The sequence below is a fragment of the Lacipirellulaceae bacterium genome (genome assembly GCA_040218535.1).
Taxonomy (GTDB): domain Bacteria; phylum Planctomycetota; class Planctomycetia; order Pirellulales; family Lacipirellulaceae; genus Adhaeretor.
Map to the genome: position 1 here is coordinate 1,428,577 of JAVJRG010000005.1, position 23,490 is coordinate 1,452,066.

Sequence of the window (23,490 nt, forward strand, 5' to 3'; positions counted from 1 at the left end):
TATGAATCCTCAGTTATCGCAAATTAACTGCCGGCGATGTCTTGCGTCATTCGTTGTTCTCGTGTGGCTGGGGCGGCCTCAAGCCGTCCCCAGTCACCCAGGCGTATTGGGAAAATCGATCACACTAATCCCTTCTGTTTCCTCAGCACCCACTCACCGCACGAGCAACCAAACAGCACGAGCAACAACGGCCACGTGTTCCATAAGGGACGTCTTGTGACTTTCTCGGTGACTTTCGGTTCGAGCGAGGCTAAGCGGAACATTTCGCTGACAGCCGTGGGGGGAATGACTTGCCCTCCCGTACGGGCGGCGAGCTGTTCTAGCAGGGGCAAGTTGCAACTTGTGTCGGCAAGTTCGATGTCGTTGGCAGGATGGATACTGATTCGTTTGGAAATTGAAGAAACAGCACCAGGGTTGTCGCCGTTTTGCATGGCGGGGGTCAACTGGTCGACGACCGTGCCAGTTGGTGTGACTTGGTAGGCACCGGTTGGGAGCTTACTGAAACGTCCCAAGTAACGTCCTGGGACAATGGGGTCAGCGGTCAAAGGGATCTCCGTGCGGGAGCCGTCTTGGGCTTCAGCGACTGCCAGAACTTCGGCGTCGGTGATTGGCTGACCGGCGGCGGATTTTAGTTGGAGCGTCACCTCGACATCCTGTCCGGTTTCATAGCGAACCCGATCGGTGTTGAGCCGGACGAGGTCACTGCCAGAACCGAGCTCGCCGGCGGTGATCCATCGTAGCAACTGCCCCCAAAACAGATGATGGAGCCGATCGCCCGTGCGAAAACGGAGCAACCATGTTTGGGGTGCCGCAATGTAGGCGACTCGTCCGGGCCCAAGTTGGTGCCAACAGAGAAAGGCTTTTCCTTCGCCTGGCTCGGTTCGCTCATCAATTTCGAAAAAATTCCCCTGCGGAGCAACGCGGATCACCGTCCGGGCCGTTTCACGCGGGCGACTGTATTCGCTCAGGCCATAGACGGGCATGCGGCGACAAAGTTTCTGCCATTTGCGATTGCTTTTCTCCAGCGTGTCTTCAATGAGGACTGCCGGATTGAAGCGTGCCTCTTCGGTGAGCACGAGCGTGTAGCCTTGCTTGGAATCGATCGTGCCGGAGTATTCAACCGGAAGAAGGTCGACAAGCGGCATCGGTTGACCGTTTGGCTGCTGGTATTGAGCAGGCATGTGCCCGCTACCCGCGATGACAATCAGTTTGCCGCCTTGTTTGCGAACGTAACGATCGAGGCTTGCTTGCACCGGTGGCGGAAGCCGCTCGACAGCGACATCCCCTAGAATGACCACATCGTAACGATTCCAAGCTTCGTCCTCAGCAGGCAACTGCGGTGAGTCTTCAAAGGGGCCCGTCCCTTTAGGTTCGGGAGCGAAAACCAGCTCATCGAAGTCAACCCGTTTGTCTCGTCGGAAGAGTTGCTGAAGATAGCGGAACTCCCAACGTGGTTGTCCATCGACAAGCAGAACACGCAGCTTATCGGGCACAACGTCAAACGCGACCGCAGCCAAGTTGTTATTTTCGTTGTTCTCATCACGCAGTGATTCCACCTCAACGGAATACTCTTGCCAGCCGAGTTCACTAGCCTCGGGGATCTTGAAACGGACCCGATGGTCAACGCGGTCGCGCTCAAAAGAGATGAGCCTCGCGTCGACCATCTCTCCGTCTTTCCGCAACACGACGCGCGTTTGTTCCCCCGCGCAACCGTAGCCCGTGACGACGATGTCGATGGGGACCGCGCTCCGATGGATTACCGCGCTTGGAGCGTTAATGCGATGAACCACAAGGTCGCGCAGCGGCTTGCTGTTGCCAATCGGAACGAAAATCAACGGAGTTCCAGAAAGTGTCTCTGCTGCTTCCTGCGGAGCAGGTCCTTCGAGGCGGTTGTGATGACCGTCTGAAAAAACGAAGGCGAGCGAAGTGGGAGTTTCTGCCTGCAAACGTCCGATGTAATTGAGTACCTGAGTGAGGTCCGTGCTGGGAGTGAGGTCTGCGGTGCTTTCGCCATCGAGAATCTCTGAGTTCTCATCGCTTGCAGATGAAGCTTCATTTGCAACGCTGACGGCACTGAGACGGTTGCTAAAGCGGAAACGCTGGATACGAGCTTCGCCTTCAATTTCATCGAAAAGATCTCGCTCTAGGTTAGACAGGAGATTGGTTGTTTGCTGTGACCGCGTTTCACCGCGAACCGACTCGATCGGACGTGCGGCGGTTGTAACTTCTGCCAGATCCGCTGCTAGTCGGATTGAACGCCGCTCGGCATCTCTTAAAGCAGCACTAAGCGTTTCAAGCGCCGAAGCAATCTCTTCGTTTCGTGCTTCTGCACCCGCGTCAAGCTCAATGGCGAGTTGTTCAGTCACCTCGTCGCTTTCATTGTCGAGAAGGTCCTGCAAACGCTCGGCGCGCTCGACGAGTAGCGATTGGTCGTCCCCCAATTGTTCTTCCAATGTTTTCAAGAGCTTCTCGCTATTGCTCCGTGACCTGCGCAGTGTTTTTTGGAAGGGATCGAAGAGGTCCTTGAGGCTCTTGAGTGAGTGGTGTTTGATGGCCGCTGACTTGAGAGCTTCGAGGTGTGTCATCGCAGCCCGCACTGAGACGGCAGTTCCGTCGCTGAGCACGAGCGGCTGATCTGCGATTTCGTCGACGGGGTTTTCGGAAGCTTCTGTCGTGCTGTAAAGCGACCAGCGCACGGCATCCTGCGGGTCGAGGGTCTCAGCGACGTTCATGCTTTCGCTGTCGTCAATAAACAGGGCGATGGAAGTCGGCTCGGTCAGGCGATCAATCGTCAGGTGCGTTGGGCCAACAAGCATCCAGAGCACGGCGATGAAGGCGCCCGTTCGCAACAACATCGTTAGCAGGCTGCCACCTGTCCCCAAGGCGGCACGCTCCCGCCAGACAAGCCAACACGCACCCAAGATCAACAGCACACCGACAACCAGTGCCGTGTTGGGCGCGAACGGGCCGTCGAACGACCAGTCTTCGATGATTTCGCGTTGAGCTGAAGGCATGGACTTGCGAATGAGTGTCGTATTGTTGGGGTGTCTAAATAAATAGTTGGGTGGCTGGGAACGAGTGGAGCGAGCCCCCAGAACGATACAAACTGGGGGCGGCCTCAAGCCGTCCCCAGCCACCCGAACGTTGTGAGCTATGTCATAATCTGCTCATGTTACTAGCCTGATGAAAGTGAGTTAGGTAGGAGTCAGTTCTGCAAACCGCTGTCGTGCCGTCAGGTGAGCGAGCAATAGCTCCACCAGCAACAAGACAAGTAGCACAATAAGCAGTGATGGCCAAAATGGTTGCGTGCCGCTGGAACCCGTGCTGCTTTCCGGCTCAGGTGGCGTTGAGTCGTGAAACGAAACGTGTGCGGTGTCGGTGAGCCAAGTTTGCTCTTCGGACGAGAGCTTGATCGTTCGAGATTCTTCACCAGGTGGGCGGACGTGGTAGGGGACGTCGGTCGATCCCTCTTCGGTTTCAAGAGAAAGCCAGTAAACGCCAGGCATTTGAGTTTGCGAGTAACTGATCGTTTGAATCTCTGATTCGGAGGAATGAGGGATTTCGATCTTCTTGCGATTTGGAGCGAAGACCGTGACCGACTCAGCGAGTTGTTCTTCGGGAATGAGAGATGCGATCGCGCTTCCTGGATTCAGATTGTGCCTTGCGGAACCGGGCGCTGAAAGATAGTCCAGCCAGTCGTGAACCATCACCACGTAGCTTTTCAACAGCGGCAGGTTGGTCCAATCCAAGCCAAGCGGCAATGCTTGGACGATCACTCGCCCTTCACCGAAGTAGCCTTCAACCGCCAAAGGATGGCCGCTGCTTGTTTCAAGAAGCACAGAGAGTTGTTCTTCTCGACGCTTCGGTCGGTCGAATTCCCAAAACTCGCTGAGCCTTGCCTGTTGGATGTCGAGCTGGGTCGTATCAGCCAATTGGCGTGTTGCCGGATGCGTTGCCTCAGGCGCATGCAAGATGCTGGCCGCTTCCCCGAGGTCTTCTGTGCTGGAAAGTTGCGTGAGGCGAACAGGCGACAAACCGGCACCATCATCGTGCCAGTCGGCGTTGAAGACTTGTCGATCCAAGGTGCTGCCGCAGGCGAGCCAGAGGCCCCCGCCGGTTCGGACGTAGCTGGCAATCTCTTCGATCTTTGACCGACTTATGTCGCTTAGGGATGGGAAGAGGACAACGCGATACTCAGCCAGTGAGACTTCGTCGAACTCGTCAAGCGAAACGATGCGAGGTCGGTAACGCGAGTGCCAATCGCTTGGCTTTCCTTTTGAGTAACCAAGCGCTGCCGAAAGTAGTGCACTAGCAGAAACGCGAGCCTCCGTTTCATCCGCGACGATTAGGATGGGGATCTCTTTGGCGGCTTGGATAACGACGTGGTTGGTATTATCCAAAAGGATTGGGTCCTCAATGGCTAAGCGACAAGTCGCTAGGTGGATGCCTGCTTTTTTGACCGTGACGGAGTGTGTGACTTGGGTGCGTTCTCCCGGTTCGAGCGGTTTGACCTGGGAGCGACCAATCACTTGGCCGGTGTCTTCGAATTCGTCCGCTGAGTCCGCGTCTTCACCAGAGTTGGAATCAGGTTTGCCACCCCAGATCCATTCAACTTCCGCGGCTTCGCTGGCGGTGGCTCCGAAATTGGAAACTTCCGCGCGAAGTTCGATCTTCTCGCCGACCGCGACGACGGTGCGGTTCGCGGCGACTTCACTCGCGGCGAGGTTCGTAGACTGAGCGGCTCCCTGGGGCGAGTCGGCGAGAACGACTTGGACCGAGGTCGGGGGAGTTGCATCGGTGATGACGATACCAGTTTGCTGCCAGTTGGCTTTGCTCTCCAGAGACCAACTGTGAGCTTGCTCATCGGTGAAGATGATGATTCTTCTTTGGACAATGCCCTCAGTGCTTTCCAGGGCAACGCACTGATTGACGCAGTTGAGTAGGTCGGCTGCCGCTTGAGTCGGCTTGAGTTCTTCGAACTGCTCGGCAAGACGGGCGCGGTTGGCGCTGTCGCATGGCAACGCTTCGGGGGTGAGCCACCTTCCTCCCGCGGAGGCGAGAAGCACTTGGACGCGGTCGCTGGTTCCTAGCTGATTGAGTTGTTCGACCGCCTGGGCCTTGATTGCGTCGAACAGGATGCCCTCATCCTCGCTCGCGCCGATTTGCTGCGAAGTGCTGAGCGAATCGTCAACCACAAGAATCACCTCGCTCTGTTGGCCTCCGCCCAGCCAGCTCGAACTAATCTTGGGGCGAGCAAAGGCGAACACCAGTGCAGCGATGGCGAGTATTCTCAGAGCCATCAGGATGAGTTCCTCCAGTCGCTCGAATCGACGTCCTTCCGTCACGGCAGCGTTGAGGAAGTGCATCGCGCCCCAATCAATTTCCTCCGTCTGCCGTCCCCGATAAAGGTGCACCACGACCGGGGCCGCGATCAGCGGTAAGGCCCATAGGAAAATGGTGCTGAGGAAACTCATGTCGTACTACTTAATTCCTTGCTCTAAGCTCGTGCTCGTTGCGTGGGCTTCTTGGCCCCTCGGCGGCGGAGGTACTCGGCGAGCGTATCGCCGAGACTTTGGTTGGTTTGCAGTTGTTGGTAATCAATGGCGAGATCGCTGACGATCTGACGCAATTGATCCTGGAACGAGTTGAATTGCTTCAAATACTGTCGACGCACCGCTGTCGGTTGAACTTGGAGGCGACGCGGGAGTTCGAGGTCGCGAAAGAATGATGCTCGCCGGAAAGGAAAGGTGATTTCTTCGGGTGCCAGCACTTGGAACAGGAGCAAGTCGTGGCCGCGCAAGCGGATTTGCTCGAAAGCGTTTCGCAGAACTTCAGGGTCGCCGAAGCAATCGGAGAGAACAATGACCATGCCGCGACGGGTAAGTCGTTGCGGAATCTCAAGGAGAGTTTCCGCTAGCGATGTCTTCCCCTCCGCTTTGCTTTGGGCCATCACCTCAAGCATCTGAGCCAAGTGATTGGCTCGTGGGAGCGGCCGCAGGTAGTTGCGCAGCCCTTGCCCAGAAATTGCAAGACCAGCGGAGTCACGCTGGCGAAGTAAAAGGCGTGCCAAGCAGGAGGCAGCCATGCGGGCGTAGTCCCACTTGCTGACAGTCGACCGCCCGAAGGCCATCGAGCCACTACCGTCCAGCACGAGTAGTGCTTGAAGATTGGTTTCGTCATCGTATTGCCGAACGTAGTAGCGGTCGCTCTTGGCGTAGAGCTTCCAGTCCAGCATTCTCAGGTCATCGCCTGCGGCGTAGGGACGGTACTCAGAGAATTCCGTGTAGCCCCCTTTGTGGGTCGAACGATGTTTGCCGGAAAGGAAACCATCGACCACGTTTTGGGAGATCAGCTCGAGGTTGCCCAGCTTGGCGAGGGTGTCGGGGTCGAAGAGATCTGAAGAGTTCCCGATTGTCGATTCAGATTGTGTCTTGCGAGTTCCTTGCGTAGTGTTCTCGGGAACGTTGCGACGCGATTGCCGGAGGTTCGAGACGAATTTTTCGACGCGGGGGGAACTCATGGAGAATGAGAGCAATTTGTTGTTGAGGCTTGGGGTGCGATCCGTGGCTAAAGCAATTCAGCTCTGCGCGGCTTTCACATTCGCCGCTTGTTGTTTAACCAAAGCTGTGACGATGTCGTCAGTGTCTAGGCCCGCGGCTTCGGCGTTGAAGGTGGGGATGATTCGGTGTCGTAATACGGGAGCGGCGACGGCAAAGATGTCGGTCGTTGTGACGTGGCAACGCTTGTTCAAGAGTGCTCGGGCTTTGCCAGCCATGAGCAGCGCCATGCTCGCCCTCGGGCCCGCGCCGTATTGGACCTTGTCTCGCAGCTCTGCGGGCAGCATGCCTTCACTTGGGCGCGTTAGGCGTGCCAGGTCGATAGCTGCATCGTAAACGTGATCGGCAACCAACACCTTGGGAGTCAGCGCCTGCATTTGAAGGAGCTTGCTCGCATTGATGACTTGCTTTGCTTTGAACGCGTAGCTCGTCGTCTGGCGACGGCAGATCTCACGCTCTGCCTCGCGGTCTGGGTAGCCAACTTTGATCTTTAGCAAGAAGCGATCGAGCTGTGCCTCGGGGAGTGGATAGGTTCCCTCGACTTCAATCGGGTTTTGCGTGGCGAGAACAAAGAAAGGCTCAGGAAGATCATAGGTTTTGCCAGCGACTGAGAGCTGCCGTTCCTCCATTGCTTCCAGCAGTGCACTTTGTGTTTTGGGCGGCGTGCGGTTGATTTCGTCGGCGAGAACCAAGTTTGCGAACAGCGGACCTTGGACGAATCGGAAAGCCCTGCCTCCGGTTGTGCGATCCTCTTCAAGAACTTCACCACCGGTGATGTCCGCGGGCATTAGGTCGGGGGTGAATTGGACTCGGTTGAACGACAACTCCATGATCTGGGCCATCTGCGAGATCAGCAACGTCTTCGCCAGCCCAGGCATGCCCTGCAGGATACAGTGCCCACGGCAAAGGATGCCAATCATGAGTTGTTCGATCACATCCTCCATCCCCACGATCACGCCGGCCAACTCAGCTCGCATTTCCTGGTAGGTGGAGTGCAGTTCATCAACAAGCTGCGCGACATCCTCATTGGTGGCATCCTCGGCAAGCACAGGCTGGTGATTATCGCTGGCTGTGGCTGATCTCATATTCGATTCTTTCTTTCGTTGGTATCTGGTTTAGCCGCAGATGAACGCTGATCAACGCAGATTTTTCCTGTTAGTGATTCGAGCGTTAGTTGTTCGTTTTTCTTTCTGTAGTATTGGATCACTGCTGCTACTGCGTGCTCATTTTTCTGCTGAAGCGTTCGCTTCTTGAATGCTGATTAGTTTATCACCATCGGTGTCGAGACGCTCAAACTGTTGGCGGCTTAGGCCTTTGAACTCGTCGAGTGAAAGGTCACCATCCTGATTGGTGTCCATTGCCGTAAACCAGCTAGGGGCGGCTGGTGCTTTGTCAGGTCGCATGTGCTGGGCAGCCGGGACGGGGCGTGAAAGTAACGTGTGGGCATGCAGGCCGTAGGTGACGAGCAGCCGTAGGGGAACACCCGCCTCGGAGAACTCCAGCGTGCCGTCGCCATTGCGATCAAGCTGGTCGAGTAGTGCGGGAATCGCACGCCGTTCACGAGTCGTGAGGCGACGGTTTCCGTCTCGATCAGCGAGACGAAATAACGGGTACCCTTCGGCGACGATCCCGATGGTGAGGGAGGCAGGCTCTCCGGTCGAAGCTTGCGCTTCGGATTCGGCGGCAGCAAACTCGACATAGCTGTTGCCCGTCTCTACGGTGAGGGCTTTTTCGCCAGGGATGACGGGTTGATGGCTATTCTGAGTACCCCGCAGTCGGACGGAATTAGATTTGTTCTTGCTCTGGCTCTGAAAATCGACTTCGAGAATCAAGTCAGCCGGACGGGTGATCCAGTTTGGTTTTGAAGCAACTTCGTTTTCATGAGGATAGAGAGAATCAACCGTCTTCCGGATTTGCTCATGGTCTGACGGTTCATCCAGCATCAAGAGCAAAGGGCGGTTTTGAAAACTTTCGACGTCGGAATGACCCTGCAAGGAGGTAGAGAGCTCAGCCAGTTCAACAATGCCGTCCTCGTCGGTATCGGATCGTGAGAGCGATTCGTCAAAGTTCGTGCGTTCCTCGGCGGAGACTCGGCCGTCTCCGTCGACATCCAGGCGATGGAATAGTGGCGCGTCGCCGACTCGGCTCCAGTGAAAGCGAGGCTTCAAAACGAGTGGCGAAGGAAGATTCGACCAGTTGCCCAGCAGCCAACGTAGTTCATCGCGATCCACCTCGTCGGCAGTATCCAGATAGTTTCGCAAACGTCGATCCAACGTGACATTGCCGCGTGAACGTGTGGAGACTCCGGGGACAGGTGCAGGAACATCCGATTTTGATTCAGAGTTTTTCACTTCGGAAGCAGGTGTTTGCGTTGGTTCTTGATTCGTGGTGTCGTCATTTGACGAAGCAGCTTCCTCGGAAGTTCCTTCAGTCGAATTCGGGGTTTTCAAAGAGACCTGTCTTGTAACAGACGCTTTCGAGAGCGATTCACCCGAGGAGAGTTGGTCGATCCACGCTTCCTCAACTTCGCGGAACGACTTGCCACCTACATAGAGTCGGATTTCCAGCTTGAGAGGACGTTCCGGCGTGAGAAGTAGGGCAGTGACGCTTGCATCGTTGCGATCTATCTTCTCGCCCGAAAGCCAATCATTCCGTGGGCCGGGTGAGTAGTTGGCAATCGGTTCAACTTCAGCCGATGAGGTGCTCAGTGTCACCGCTGCGTTCATTGGTTGAGCGACACGCTGCGGCGAGACGGGTTGAATCGCACAACTGGCTAGAATTTCCACCGCGAAGGCGGTGCTGCGTATCTGACAAAGTAGGCAAAAGAAAAGAATGGTTCTCAATCTGGCCGCAGATAAACACGGATGAACGCAGATATTCTTTTCTTCAACCATTGAGAAAGGACTCTTGCGAGCAACAGCTATGATATACGAGCATCTGCGTCTATCAGCATTCATCTGCGGCTATTCTAGTTGGGCAATTCGGCTAGCTGAGCAACTCGCTGATTGGGGAACCATCGACGATCGGGATAGGGCGTCCCGTGTTTGCGAGGTTCTCCGTGTCGGGTTCGACCCCAACGGCAGAACAGATGGTTGCCAGTACGTCGCTGACGTCAACTTTGTTCTCTTCGACGTGCAGGCCATCGGCAGACGTTTTTCCATAGGCTTGACCACCAGCAATTCCTCCGCCGGCGAGGACGCAAGACCAAGCTTGCGGGAAGTGATCTCGGCCTCCCGAGCCGTTGATCTTTGGTGTGCGACCGAACTCTCCCATCCAAACGATGGTGGTGGTTTCTAGGAGGCCCCGATCCTTCAGGTCCGTCATTAGGCTCGACCAACCCGCGTCGAGTTCCGCTGAGAGGTTCTTGACGGATTCAAAGATGTTCGAGTGGTTATCCCAGCCGACACCGCCAGAAGTTGCGGAGTTCAGCGAGACTTCAACAAAGGGCACCTGTCGTTCAACGAGCCGACGTGCGAGCAGACAGCCCTGGCCAAACACGCCTTTCCCGTAAGCGGTGCGCAGAGCTTCGGGTTCTTGTGATAAGTCGAAGGCACTGGAAGCATCGCTGCTGATCATTTTCAGCGTGTTGTCGTACACCGTCCGATGAGCATGCGACGCCGCGGCGGGGTGATTCTTTAGAAAGTTTCCTTCAAGTTCTCGCCAGACTTCCAGCCGCTCGCGCATCTGTTCTTTCGAGACTCCAGCAGGCGGTGCGATCGAATTGACTTGCAGTTTTGCGAAGCCGCTGTTGTTGTTTTCCAGGCCAACAATTGAGGCCAGACTTGCTCCCGAAGTCCCAGCACTTCCGACCACCAACGGCGCGTACTTGGGTCCGAGAAAACCGGGGCCGAAGGCTTCGGAGCCGAACATCGTGTTCTGGCCGATGCTAACGTACGGGGGAAGGGAATCGATCGTTTCTGCCAACTCTTTCCCGAGGGCCGAGCCGACGAACGGGTAATTGATTGCCCCCATCGGAGGCTTGCCCGTCCGCATTAGGTGCGTCCCCCGACCGTGATCTCCCTCTTTTGTGCTGAGGCTGCGAATTACGGCGAGCTGATCGGCGTGTTTCGCCAGGCCTGGAAGATGCTCGCTAAACCTGAGGCCAGGAACCGAAGTCGCGTTTTCCTTGAACTCGCCCCCGTTCTCATGTTGGGGCTTCATGTCAAACGTGTCTGTCTGCGAAGGACCGCCACCCATCCAGAGTAATATACAGCTTCTTCTGCGTTTCGGATCGGTTGCTGCCGCGCTGGCCAATTGGGGGAACCAGCTACAGGAGCTTGCCCCCGCGGCCGTCACGCCGAGGGTTTCGATGAAGCGGCGGCGATTGAGAGAAAATGCCATGCTTGCGCGATCAATGGTTAAAGGTAAATTCGGCGCTGTTCAGCAGTGCCCAGAGAATATCACCGAGCTTGCGCTGGCGGTCCGCCGTGGCTTCGACTCCCTCAAGAAGCTTTGTCATCGTTTCCTGTTCCTGGGGGGTTGGCTTTCTCGAGAGCGTCGCCAGGAATAGCGCCTCGATTCGCTGTTGATCATCAAAGAACGGGGCGCTCAATGAACGGAGCAGGCCGCTGGTTTCCGGAGCCGTGGCTTGATTCGTAAGTCCGCCGTGCATCAGCGTAAGGGCTTGTGGAATTCCCGCTTGGTAATCGGTGGTCTTTCCCGCTGGGGCGCTGAACTGAGCTAGAAACTGATCGCGGCTTGTGTTGCCAATACGCAGCAATGAACCATCCTGAGTCTGTGTGTTGGCCGTTGACTCGTAGCCCGTAGCGATGGCGATGCAATCGTACAATTGCTCTGCTGTGAAGCTTTTTAGATTCATCTGCGCGAACGTCAAAGCACGTGCCGGATCGTCGGCTACGGTTTCGTCTCCAGCTGCATTGGCTGCAACTGCGGGGCTACGGCTGGAAAGCTGATAAGCACGACTGGCGACAATCACACGAAGTAACCGGCGAAGGTCGTATCCGCTGCGACGGAAGTCCTCGGAAAGAAGCCGGAGAACTTCTTCACTAACGGCCGGGTTGTCGGCTCGCAGGTCGTCAACAGGATCCACAAGTCCCCGCCCGAACAAGTGAGCCCAAAGCCGATTGACGGTCGCACGTGCGAAGCGCGGATTCTGTTGGTCCGTGAGCCAGGCAACGAGATGCTCGCGCCTTGAGGGGGCATCTTTGCCCTTGCGAACCACGAGCGTGCCGTCTGGCAGGTACGGTGGCACCACGGTTTCCGTATCGGGAAGGGTGACTTCGCCGCGATTTGAATCCTTCACTTGCATCACGGGAGAAACCATTTCGATCTTGCCCTTCGGACGAGAAATCTGCGCGAAGAGTGCGGCGAAACCCCAGAACTGTGCTTGGCTGATCTCGTCGAACGGATGATCGTGGCACTGAGCGCACTCCATACGGGTTCCTAAGAACACACGTGAGGTTTTTGCCGCGAGTTCTTCGGGGTTGAGCTTGTGTGCTGCGTAGAAGAGCAGTGGCCCGGAATCATCAATTCGCCCTTCGGCAAGTAGCAGCTTGCGTGCTAACTCGTCGTAGGCAAGATTCTGGGCGAAATGGTCGGACAGCCAACCTTCTAGCTCCGCAGGTCCGCCGTAGCGAGAAAGGTCGACCCCGTCCGGTAGGAGCAGTTTTCGCCAGACCGCGGCTAAGTGGGTCGCGTGATCTCGACGTGCAAGAAGTGATTCGACGAGCTGTTCGCGATAGCCGCTGTTATCTCCAGATTTTTGCCACTCTTCAAACTCTCGCACTTCGGCGATCGTGGGAATCCTGCCCGTGAGGTCGAGATACACTCGGCGAAGAAACTCCTCGTCGGACGTTGGCTCAGCCGGGGTGATGCCCTGGTCGAGCCAGAGTTGTTCGAGTGCGGCATCCAATTGCTCGGTGACTTCGATCTCTGCAAGAGGTTCTCCGAGGGCAAGCGTGTCGAAAGCGAACTGTGGATTCTTAGGTACCACAAACCGTAGTGCTGATGGTTCTATTGGTGATGCTTTTGGGCGACGTGCAAGCGTGGTTTCCTGCTCAACGATAAGGGTGTCTTCTTGTTCTTTCCGTGGAGCGGGCTTATCGAGACGGGCAATTCTCGGCTCAGACTTCCCGGAGACCCCCGCAGCGTTCTTGCTTTGATCGGAAAGATCCTCAGCAAGTATCTGGGCATCCTCTGGGACGCCCAAGGCGTAGATAGTTTGTGGCCCCGAGTTGGGATAGGAAAAGTTAACCTGATGCCGTTGCGGTCGGCGAAATTCCGCCAAGTCGCGTGAGTCTGAGCTTTCCGCTTTCGATCGCGTCACCACTTCGCAACTCATAGGAAGGTGTGTTTCGGGATCGCAACGGAAATTCAGGCGGAGCGTTTCGTGAGGAGGTTCTCGCTGTTGTAGCTTCACGTTCAAAGCGATTTGTTGCTTGCCACCTTCGTTATCGACGGGTTTCCAGTCTTCGGAAATCACCTGGAAATTGTTTGCTCGACTCGTGTTCGCACTGTCGGTTTGACTAGCCTGTTGCTGCCCAGGGAGGACGGCCAAGAGTAGCTGTGACTGGACATCCCAATCCGCTGAGCGTGACAGTGAGTTGACCGTGACCACGCGGCGTTCTGCGGAGTAATTGCTGGCCGAGCGTTCAACGAAATCGTGAAACATCGTGCCGCGAATACTTTTCTGAGCGGCAACACGCCGACGACTTGAGAACCAGAAACGGCTCTCACCATCGCCGATTGAGGTCGGCTCTTCGGAATTAGCTTCGACCCATTGTTGCTCCCGGATTGCTTCTAGCATGGCCGCCCAAGAGTAGGAGTCTCGGGTGGCCAGCGTGATGAAGGCTAGCAATAAGGAGGCTGCTAGTCCGGTTGCCAGATAGAGTTGTCGACGCAGTTTCCGTTGTTGAGGGGTTGGTGCGCTCGACTTCGGGGTGCTGGCAAGTATCTCTGACGATTCGGCTAACTCGACTTGATTAACGGGATAAGACTCTCTGTAGGCTTTGTCGAGGCGATGGCTGAGTGCGTCGGTGAATTCTTCCCGCAGTGGCGGAACTGCATAAGCGTCTTGCAGCTCGCGCTTGAGCGCCATCTCCTGGAATCCGTCGAGCGGATTGCCTTTGCCAGGATTGTCAATTCCAGAGGGCTCGTTCATGGAATCGTCGTTAGGTAATTTGGATTGCGACATGCTTTCTTGAACTTCTTCAACCGGCGGGGCGGTCGTGCAGTTTAGCGCTCGGGGTGAGGTTGCTATTAGTCGAGTTCGACAGGCTCTCGGTGATCATCTCAGGGAAAGCAACTCCATTGGTCTCGGGCTGGCTGCTTCCATTTCGAGTGCTTCGCTCGTCGACTGCTAATCGTGCGCTTCTCTGCTCAGCTTGCTTCTCTTGAAACTCATAGTGTCTGCGGAACTCGCGACGTGCACGGTACAGCGTCGCCTCAACTGCTTTCTCTGTTTCTTCCAATCGCACGGCAATCTCTTTCACACTCAGATTTTCTACGTACTTTAGTTCGAGTGCTGTTCGTTGGCGATCTGACAGAGTCTCGAGAATCTCGACGACACCTAATTGCCGCTCTGCTGTTTCCAGTTGCCCGCTGGGGCGTTCTTCTTTCTGTTGTTGGCTGGTGCGGATAGCCGACTGCTCGTAGGCGTGTTTGGTGCGTTTCTTTTTTCTAAAATGGTCTGCTGATTTGTTGCGAACGACAGCACGGAGCCAGGCCGCGATTGAGGTCTGTTCGAGATTCACCGCGTTGCCGCTGTTCTCATCAAGCGCCCGCAGCAGGGCGAACATGGTCTCGGCGACGACATCTTCAGCGACATGCCGATCATGCAGCAGCGCGTACGCATACCGCCATGCCGTGGGGACATGCCTTTCGTACAGAGCCTGCCACGCCTCCGCACAGGAACCCCGTGCGCGGCGCACCAGTTCGGCGTCGCTAAGCTGGTCGTTCAAAATATCCCTTCGCCCGGGCGTGGGAATCACGGCTAGTTGTTGTGAAAAGCCGTAAGGATCGATTGGGGGAGTCGGATTCAACCACACTGATCCGCAATGCAGAAGTGACCGACTGAAAATACCTCGCTAGAAAAGCTGCGTTTCGTACCCAATAGGAAAGCGAACATCACGTGTGCGGTTGTTTTCCGCACACGTTCCATGCTACCCGTTAGGTCGCCGCCACTGCACGCCCCACGCAAGAAAATGGGGTAGAAAGTAGGATAAACTAAATTGAGAGAAGGTTCTGAGAGCCTAAAAAGGTCACCAGTAGAGCCGATTAGGAATGATTTACGTAGAACGTCTTCTTTTCGAGGTAATTCTCCAGCCCGTACTTGCCGTCTTCGCCGCCGGTCCCACTTAGCTTGTAGCCGTTATGGAATCCCTGACGTTGCTCGCCCATGGCGCGGTTCACGTAGATTTCGCCGAAGTCGAGTTCGAGGATTGCCCGCTGGATTCGTCCAACGTCTCGTGTGAAGAGGTAAGCACTCAGGCCGTAATCGCTATCGTTGGCTAGCTGCAGGGCTTGATCATAGCTGTCGACTTTCATGATGGGGCTGACGACGCCGAAGACCTCTTCCTGCATGATTTCCATATCGTTGGTGACGTTGGTCAGGATGGTTGGCTCGTACCAATGCCCCTTCTCGAAGTCACTCCCCTCGGGGCGTTTGCCTCCAAGGGCAACTTCGGCTCCTTGATCGACCGCACGCTGGACCACCTGCTCCATCTGTTCCAGTTCGTGGCGGTTCACCTTCGGTCCGATGTCGGTGCCTTCCACCATCGGATCGCCAAGTTTCAAGTCGGCACTTTTCGCGATGTACTTTTCCAAGAACTCATCGTAGACCCCCGCTTGGATGTAGAAGCGTTCGCTGCAAGTGCAGACTTGGCCGCAGTTCAAGTACCGCGAGATCATCGCTGCATCGACTGCTTTGTCCACAACGCCATCGTCGAGCAAAATGAAAGGCGCTTTGCCACCAAGTTCAAGGCGCACCGCTTTGAGATGATCGGCACAGTTGCGGAAGATCTCTTGTCCGGTTTTCGTGCTGCCGGTCATGGTGACGAGCTTGGTGATCTTGTTGCTCACCAGTTCGGCACCCATCGTCGAGCCACCGCCTGTGACGAGATTCAGCACACCCTTGGGAATTCCCGCCTCTTCGGCAAGTCGGCTCAAGGCTAAGGTGGCTACCGGAGTGACTGCGGGCGGCTTGACGACCATCACGTTGCCAGCAGTTAGTGCTGGGCCGATTTTGCGACAGGCTAGCGCCAAAGGAAAATTCCAAGCAGCGATGCCGACACAGACGCCGTAGGGAACCTTGTGAATGTAAATGTGCTCGTCAGGGTTGTCCGAAGGATAGATGTCTCCCTCAATACGGCGTGCTTGCTGGGCTGGGTAGTTCAGGAAGTCCGCGGAGACATCGACTTCTCCAAGAGCAAGTGAGTAAATCTTTCCTTGCTCCAAGGTTAGAATGCGAGCGAGTTCCTCGCGATTTTCACGAATAAGTTCGGCTAGACGGATCAAATAGTTTCCGCGCTCAACGGCTGGCGTTGCTACCCAAGCCGCTTGGGCTGAGGCCGCGGATTCGAGCGCCAGTTGGGCGTCGCTTGCGTCACCTTTAGGAACGCGAAAGAGAACTTCCTCAGTGGTGGGGCTTTCAACATCAATCCACTCGCCCGTTGAGGCTTCACGCGAGGCTCCGTCGATCCACATGGAGTAGTGGTCGATTCCGTCGATGGTTTGTTTGTGAGGCATACGTGTTTCTGGGGTTGTAGTTGGTTGGGGTGGGTGCGGCTAAGCCGCGAGCGGCCAATTCTTTCTTAGCGGCCCATCCAGCCGCCGTCGACGAGGAGAGTCGTGCCGTGGACGTAGTTGGCGGCTTCCGATGCGAGGAATATGACGGGGCCTTTGAAATCATCGGGATCACCCCAACGTCCTGCCGGGATACGGGCGAGGATCTGTTCACTGCGGACCGGGTCGTCACGCAACGCTTGCGTGTTGTCTGTGGCAATGTAACCGGGTGCGATGGCATTCACGTTCACGCCTTTGCTTGCCCATTCGTTGGCGAAAGCCATCGTTAGTTGGCCGATACCGCCCTTGCTGGCTGCGTAGCCGGGAACTGTGATGCCGCCTTGAAAGGTGAGCAGTGAAGCAGTGAAGATGATTTTTCCGGCCTTGCGTTGAACCATTAGTTTTCCAAATTCGCGAGTCAGGATGAATTGGGCATTCAGGTTCACTTCAATCACCTTGTCCCAGTATTCATCAGGATGTTCAACGGCTGGTTTGCGCAGAATGGTTCCGGCGTTGTTCACCAATATGTCTACGTTACCAATGTCGGCCCTGACATTACCCATGAAGCCGTAGAGTTGTTCGCGATCGCTGAAATCGCATTGGTAGGCTCGAAAGCTTCGGCCCGTTGCTTCGACCTCTTGCTCAACCTCGCTGCCTGAGGACTCTAGCGAAGCCGAAACACCGACGACGTCAGCGCCAGCTTCAGCAAGGCCGATTGCCATCGCTTTGCCGATGCCACGCTTGCAGCCGGTGATGAGAGCGGTTTTTCCTGAGAGATCGAAATCGTTGTTCATGGTTTGATTCAAGGTTGGTCAGGAAGTGGTGTCATTCCGACGGGAGGCTCGCCGACCGAGGAATCGGGTTAGTACTCTCGTTCGCCTTCTAACCGGATTCCTCAGTCGCTGGCTCCTTCGGAATGACAAGGAAGGCTAGTTAAGATCGGCAGTCGATGAGCGTTTTAATCCCATCAGGGTTGGCGTCAATGGATTCGAATGTCTGTTGGACGTCATCGATTGGATTAATCGAAGTAACTAGTTTGTCGAGATGGAGTTTGCCTTTTGCAGCCAACTGGATTGCTTCGTCGAAATCTTCTTCTTCATAGAGCCGGGCTCCAATCAATTCGATTTCGGACCAGAAGAACTTAAACAGATTCACGGGCTTTGGTTGAGGGTGGATCGCGACCATGACGATGCGACCCCTGACGTTGGGCAGCTCGGTCATCAATTCAACCCCAGGGGCTGAACCGGAGACCTCAAACACGCAGTCCGCCATCGCGCCGTCGGTGAGCTTGCTGACACTTTCGGGCACATTACTCTTGATCGGGTTCACAATCTTGAGGCCAAGCGACTCTGCCAACTCGAGGCGAGACTCGTTCACCTCGGAGAGTATTACTTGCGCCCCTTTTTCTTTTGCGACTAAAGCGATAAGCAACCCAATCGGGCCGCCACCGATCACCACCACATTTTCGCCTGCCTTGACACGACCTAACCGAACATCGTGACAGGCAACCGCGGCAGGTTCAATCATTGCGCCATGTTCCAGGCTCAAATCGTCAGGTATTTTGTGCAGTGTATAGCCTGGAACCGTCCATGAGGACTGCATGCCGCCGGGCAAATCGATGCCGATGAACTTCAGGTTCTTGCCAACATGGGCGTAGCCCTTGTCGAATGCCGCGGGCTCGCCAAACTTCAGGGGGCGAACAGCAATGCGATCTCCTGGGCTGACTGACGTAACTCCTTCACCGACTTCTGCCACGGTCGCAGAAGCTTCGTGCCCGATGATCTGCGGCATGGCGACTCGCTGGTCCATTGCGCCGTGGAAAATGTGCATGTCCGTGCCACAGATTCCGCAGAACGCAACCTCCAGGCGGACTTCGCCTTCAGCAGGAGCCAACGCTTCGCTCCTGCCGACTTGTATCGTTTTATCGCCTTGGTATTGAGCGCTTTTCATAATTGGTGAGTTCTTATTTGGCCACGGATCGCACGGATTTCACGGATTGGTTTCGATCGTGTCATTCCGACGGGAGGCTCGCCGACCGAGGAATCCAGTCTCAATGAATGTTCGTCGACAATTCTAGATAATCCGTGCTGCCGACTATTAGAGTTTTTTCTTGTGCAAAAAAATGTCTTTCACCCTGCATCACTTTTTCATCCGTGAAATCCGTGTCATCCGTGGCTAAAACTTGAGGATTCATCTCGTGAGAGTTTTACGCTGTGGTGCCACCACCGCTCCAACTTAGTTTATAGACGGTGGTTTCTTGGTAGGTCTCGCCTGGCTTCAAGATGCTACGCGGAGCCCCTTCGATGTTCGGGCCATTGGGGTACTTCGAGGTCTCGATGCAGAATGCGCGGAACTGACCGAACTGATCGCCTGACTCACGTTGCAAATCGTCTGAAGTATAACGTCCCGTGTAAAAGAGTGTTCCCGGCTCGGTGGTGAAGACTTGCAATGTGCGTCCAGAGGTTGCCTCGGTCACTTCTGCGATCTTTTGCAACTCGCCTGAGGGGTTGTCGAATGCGTAGAAATGTTCGAAGCCCATCGGTAGTTCCTCGAAAGCGTCGCCGATGCGCTTTGCAGTGTTGAAATCGCAGACCGTGCCGGCAACCTTGGCTTCTTCGCCGACGGGGACGTTCGTTTCGTCAGGGACCAAATAACGATCGCTATTGAGTTTCAGGTGGTGGTCGAGAATCTTGTCTTGGAAACTGTTGAGATTGAAGTAAGTGTGATTGGTCAGTGAAACGGGCGTCGCCTTGTCCGTTTTCGCAGAGTAAAAAATGCGAAGTTCATTGTCGTTGTTGAGTCGATACTCGACCGTGACTTCGAGATTGCCCGGAAACGACTCCTCGCCATCGGGGCTTGTCCGAGAAAGAACAAGCACGGCGGCGTTGTCCTCCGTTCGGGCGTCATCTGCGTTCCAAACGACTTTGTCGAAACCGACGATGCCGCCGTGCAAATGGTTAGGGCCATCGTTCGTAGCGACTTGGTGCTCCTGACCGTCGACGGTGAACTTGCCATCCTTGATCCGTGCCGCGTAGCGACCGACTAGACAACCAAAGTAGGGAGAGTTTGCCTTGTAATCGTCGCTGAAGTAGCCTGCGAGCGTATCGAATCCACAAGCGATGTCGCCACGGTTGCCATTCTTGTCAGGGGCGACCAGCGAAGTGACGGTTCCGCCGTAGGTGGTGATCTTGACCGTGATGCCGTTGTCGTTCTCTAGAGTATAGAGTTCGACCGGTGTGCCGTTATGGTCGCCAAACGGCGCTTTACTGATGTTCATTCTGCCGCTTCCTCCTTTGCGGTACTCTCAATGGTGTCGGTCTGCTTTGTGTCCTCAGCTTCGCCCGCAAATTTGTTACCGAGAGCGATAATCACGATGCCGACGACCATTCCAACCAAGCCAAGATATAGCAGTTTCTTCGCCTTGTCGGACGCTCTTGCCCACTCGCCTGCGACAATGCCGCTGACAATAGCCGTAACCACGCATGTAGCATTGAAGATCGCGTAGCCAACGGTGTTGCCAACGTCCCCAAGCTTAAATGCCGCGAAAGCAAATACGGCTGAAGCAGCGTAGTGAAAGAACGCCATGATAAGAATGAGAACGAAGTTCTTGCCAAAGCTGGGCGTCTTGAACGAGCCCCAGGAATTCTTTGACGTTAGTTGCCAACCGAAGTAGCCGGCCATGATCACGCCGCCGCTCAAGAAAATCGGCAGCATGACAGCTAGAGCGGTGATCCATTCTGCGTTGCCCTGAGCCTGGCTTGCTTCGTGCAGAGGAGGACGACCAACGGCGTTGGCGAAACTGAACCCCGTAGCCAACAGTCCCCCCACGACGGCGATCGTAATGCCCGTCGATACTGACTGCTTGCCGTGATCATCACCTTCTGACTGTTCCTCAGCCTTATTCTCAGCCTCGTCTTTCTCACGCTGAATACCTGCCTTGCCGTTGGCAACAATGCCAAGGAGAACACACGCCAGTCCGGCAAGAATCGCAATCAGGGCTTTTTGAGGCGGCAACCCATCTTGATAGAAGGGTAGTAGCGAGCCCACAAGAATCACCGTCCCGATAAAAATCGAAAACCCTAGTGAGACGCCGATGTGATGGATGGCTTTTCCCCACATCATCACGCCGATGCCCCACAAGACACTGCTCACTACCATCTGGGGAAGAATCTCTTTCACGGCTTCGGTGCCGTAGATTTCTCCCACCCCTTTCATCATCGCAAACGTCGCGATCAGTGGGACCGCGAACATCGTGAGCATGAAGAACAGGCCCCAGGTGTTTTCTTCCTTGAAGCCTTTGGTGAATTTTTCTGGGAGGGCATAGAGGCCGAGCATGACCCCTGCGACGAGTGCCCAAGCGATTCCTTCGACCATAGTTTGAGTCCGATGTGGGTGGGGCTGGATGAGATTGAGAAAAAGGTTGTGCTACCGCTCCAGCGAAGTAGATTCGCGAAGCCACCTTCATTGCATATTGTCTACGATGCGCGATTGTAGCTAGCAATCTCGGCTTGGTCTACCGCTCTGCTAGCGTTTGATCGCGAAAGGTCGGCAGACGATAACGCTCTTGCTGCTCTTGGGACATGTCGATAAAGACACAAGAGCGTGAAGTGAAATCCTGACGATTCCTCTGAGATATTGCGAGTCTACCGATGGCTGTCGATTCCAAGAAAGTATTGCTGACCTTCCTAGTGCTGAGCCTTTTCGTATCGCCAACAGCAGCCCAGCAATACTACTACCAGCCGAATCAGGGCTACTATCGCAACGATACTCGCGAGGGAACTATCGTGGGGGGCGGTTTGGGCGCGCTGACCGGCGCTCTCATTGGCGGAAGCAAAAACTGGGAAGGTGGGGCGCTCATCGGAGCCGGTGTGGGAGCACTCACGGGTCGTGCGATTGGCAGCGCTCAAGATCGGGCCGACACGCAGCAAGTGATCGTGGGAAACTCGATCGCTAATCAAGCCAACGCCCAAGCTGCAGCAACCGCTGTGACCAACTTCGACCTCACTCAAATGACCGCTGCCGGACTGAGCGACGATCTGATCATCAGCACGATTCAAAGCCGCGGAGGTCGATTTGATTTGAGTCCAAATGGTCTTATCTCACTCAAGCAATCCGGCGTTAGCGACCGCGTTGTTCTGGAAGCACAGCGCGCAGCGGGACGTGCCGTGCCAACGCCGATCAATCCCCGCCCAGTGGTCCAAGTCGTTCGGCCAGCTCCGGTCTACGTTCGTCCGGCTCCTGTGATTCATTACTACCACGGTCCCAGAGTTTATCGGCATCACTATCATCGCGGATGGTAGCGTTCTACAGGCGTTCTACATCGACGTAGTAAGCCCCAACTTCGGTCCCATCATCAAGGATGAAAACGCCTGTGAGGTCGATTGGGCCAGCTTCCAAAGATGCTTCAAAGCGGACTTCATCTGCACCTGCACCTAAGTTTTGCTGTTGGAAGTGATCTCCAAGCTGCAGTTTTGCGTGCCCAATTTCCAAAGCTTTTCCCTTGGTTTCACGATACGCAGCCAGGCCGGGTGAGGGCTCACCTGCTGGCAGTGAAGAGGCAATCGGGTGAGCGATGCTCGCTGGCCAGCGTCGAAGCGAAATCTGATACTTGCCAGCCTCTTCGACATGAAGCGCCCAATGACCGACGTTCTGTTTTCCAGCTCGAATGAACGATTGATTCCAAGGGACATCGCCTTCGTCGATAAGCCAGTCGTGAGCGGTTAGGCGAGTTGGATTCTCTGCCGGGTTTCCCACGACGATCCGCGCATCCTTTTTGAAGGTCGGCTGCAGGCTTTCCCACCACTTTTCGTAGTCGCCACGTAGTTTACGGACAACTTCGGGGTACTGCTGGGCGACATCGTTCTTTTGGTTTGGGTCGAGTTCGATCTCATACAACTCCTTGCCATCAATGAGCCGCCATCGCTGCGACATGGTGCTACTCTGTCGCCACTTGATCGGATGCAGCACACGTTGCGAGTCTGTAATGATCACACGATCGGGCCATTCAGTCGTATGGTCGCGGAGCAATGGCACAAGCGATTGGCCCTCATAAAAATAGCCTTCCTTCCCCGGCAAGTTACAAAGTTCCTGTAGCGTCGGCAGCAGATCAACATGGGCAGTCAGTTGCTCAACATCGACCGCCTGACTGACGCCGCCCGCTGGCCAGTGGATGAAGCAGGGCACTCGGTGGCCGCCTTCGTACTGGCTGCCCTTCTTCCCCCGCATTCCGGCACCGTAGATTCTTTCCCCAGTCGCAGTGCCGTTGTCCGTCATGAAGATGAAGATTGTATTCTCACTCAGGCCCGCTTCGGCCAGCCACGTCCGCAAGGCACCGACGTTTTCGTCAATGTTGGCGATCATTCCGAAGAAGATCGCCTCGGCTGGACGTTTGACCTTGTCTTTGTAGGCTGCCGTGTATTTCTCGGGGCAGTGAAACGGTCCGTGCGGGGCGTTTGTTGAGATGTACGCGAAGAACGGCTTGCCCGCTTTATGCTGTTCTTGAATGAATCGCTTCGCCTCCGTGAAGAAAACGTCTGTGCAATAACCATCGTACTTCTCTTGTTTACCGTTATGAAAGTACGTGTCATCGAAGTAGGCGTTGTTCCAACTGTCGGGCGTTTGTCCGATGCCACCACCGCCGTGGCGGACTACTTCTTGGAAACCACGATCCTCAGGCCGGAAGGGATAATTGTCTCCCAAGTGCCATTTGCCAAACATTCCCGTTGCATAGCCACCCGCATAAAACGCTTCTCCGAGTGTCGTCTCACCGGGAAGGATCATTGACCTGCCCATGATGGTGTGCCAAGTGCCCGCCCGATTGGAGCAGTGGCCGCTCATCAGTGCACCGCGGGTTGGTGTGCAAGTTGGGCTAACGTGGAAGTTCGTCAAGCGAACGCTTTCCGCGTGAAGTGCATCGAGGTTCGGTGTTTCGAGGATCGGATTGCCATGGCAGGAGAGATCGCCATAGCCCTGATCGTCGGTGATCACCAAGATGACATTCGGCGGCGCGGTGGAGCTGCCTCTGGCGATGATGGGTAAAACGAGAAGGAAAAGCGTTGAGAGAAGTCGAAGCATTCGAGAGTAGAATCCTTAGTTTGGAAACACGGATCACACGGATCGCACAGGTTTATTTTGAACAGGAGAGAACGGAGCGAACAGAGAAACAAAGATTCATACCCTCTGTTTTCTTCGT

The 23,490-nt window shown here is 55.4% G+C and carries 15 protein-coding genes; 1 reads left to right on the forward strand and 14 read right to left on the reverse strand.

Annotated elements, in window-relative coordinates; genetic code table 11:
• Positions 1–119: 119 nt before the first annotated feature.
• From RIB44_06045 to RIB44_06105, 13 genes are all read right to left on the reverse strand, one after another.
• A complete protein-coding gene (locus RIB44_06045; GenBank protein MEQ8616137.1) occupies positions 120–3,014 on the reverse strand; it encodes a hypothetical protein in 2,895 nt (964 codons plus the stop codon).
• Positions 3,015–3,194: 180 nt separating this feature from the next.
• Entirely contained in the window at positions 3,195–5,474 is a 2,280-nt protein-coding gene (locus tag RIB44_06050; protein MEQ8616138.1) for a BatA domain-containing protein, read from the reverse strand.
• A 23-nt stretch (positions 5,475–5,497) separates the two neighbouring features.
• Positions 5,498–6,520, reverse strand: coding sequence for a DUF58 domain-containing protein (locus tag RIB44_06055; GenBank protein MEQ8616139.1), 1,023 nt, complete (start codon positions 6,518–6,520; stop codon positions 5,498–5,500).
• Between the two features lie 57 nt (positions 6,521–6,577).
• Positions 6,578–7,642, reverse strand: a complete 1,065-nt coding sequence (locus RIB44_06060; GenBank protein ID MEQ8616140.1) for a MoxR family ATPase — start codon at positions 7,640–7,642, stop codon at positions 6,578–6,580.
• A gap of 138 nt (positions 7,643–7,780) precedes the next feature.
• Complete coding sequence (locus RIB44_06065) at positions 7,781–9,343, reverse strand: hypothetical protein (protein ID MEQ8616141.1); 1,563 nt, start codon at positions 9,341–9,343, stop codon at positions 7,781–7,783.
• Positions 9,344–9,542: 199 nt separating this feature from the next.
• On the reverse strand, positions 9,543–10,898 hold the full coding sequence (locus RIB44_06070) for a DUF1501 domain-containing protein (protein ID MEQ8616142.1): 1,356 nt from the start codon (positions 10,896–10,898) through the stop codon (positions 9,543–9,545).
• 10 nt (positions 10,899–10,908) lie between these two features.
• Positions 10,909–13,710: a DUF1549 and DUF1553 domain-containing protein gene (locus RIB44_06075; protein ID MEQ8616143.1), complete on the reverse strand. Its 2,802-nt coding sequence runs from the start codon at positions 13,708–13,710 to the stop codon at positions 10,909–10,911.
• Positions 13,711–13,726: 16 nt separating this feature from the next.
• Positions 13,727–14,557 (reverse strand): RNA polymerase sigma factor, encoded by an 831-nt coding sequence (locus tag RIB44_06080; protein ID MEQ8616144.1) that lies wholly within the window; start codon positions 14,555–14,557, stop codon positions 13,727–13,729.
• Between the two features lie 235 nt (positions 14,558–14,792).
• Positions 14,793–16,262: an aldehyde dehydrogenase gene (aldA, locus tag RIB44_06085; GenBank protein ID MEQ8616145.1), complete on the reverse strand. Its 1,470-nt coding sequence runs from the start codon at positions 16,260–16,262 to the stop codon at positions 14,793–14,795.
• A gap of 65 nt (positions 16,263–16,327) precedes the next feature.
• The gene (locus tag RIB44_06090; protein ID MEQ8616146.1) at positions 16,328–17,092 is read right to left on the reverse strand and encodes an SDR family oxidoreductase; all 765 of its coding nucleotides are present in this window, start codon (positions 17,090–17,092) and stop codon (positions 16,328–16,330) included.
• 139 nt (positions 17,093–17,231) lie between these two features.
• A complete protein-coding gene (locus RIB44_06095; GenBank protein ID MEQ8616147.1) occupies positions 17,232–18,248 on the reverse strand; it encodes an alcohol dehydrogenase catalytic domain-containing protein in 1,017 nt (338 codons plus the stop codon).
• Between the two features lie 256 nt (positions 18,249–18,504).
• The gene (locus RIB44_06100) at positions 18,505–19,575 is read right to left on the reverse strand and encodes an aldose epimerase family protein (GenBank protein MEQ8616148.1); all 1,071 of its coding nucleotides are present in this window, start codon (positions 19,573–19,575) and stop codon (positions 18,505–18,507) included.
• On the reverse strand, positions 19,572–20,672 hold the full coding sequence (locus RIB44_06105) for an L-rhamnose/proton symporter RhaT (GenBank protein ID MEQ8616149.1): 1,101 nt from the start codon (positions 20,670–20,672) through the stop codon (positions 19,572–19,574). Before RIB44_06105 ends, RIB44_06100 begins: the two co-directional genes overlap by 4 nt.
• A gap of 275 nt (positions 20,673–20,947) precedes the next feature.
• Between RIB44_06105 and RIB44_06110 the strand changes: the two genes are divergently transcribed.
• A complete protein-coding gene (locus RIB44_06110; protein MEQ8616150.1) occupies positions 20,948–21,598 on the forward strand; it encodes a glycine zipper domain-containing protein in 651 nt (216 codons plus the stop codon).
• Positions 21,599–21,602: 4 nt separating this feature from the next.
• Here the strand turns inward: RIB44_06110 and RIB44_06115 are convergent, their stop codons facing one another.
• The gene (locus RIB44_06115) at positions 21,603–23,372 is read right to left on the reverse strand and encodes an arylsulfatase (GenBank protein ID MEQ8616151.1); all 1,770 of its coding nucleotides are present in this window, start codon (positions 23,370–23,372) and stop codon (positions 21,603–21,605) included.
• Between the last annotated feature and the right edge of the window lie 118 nt (positions 23,373–23,490).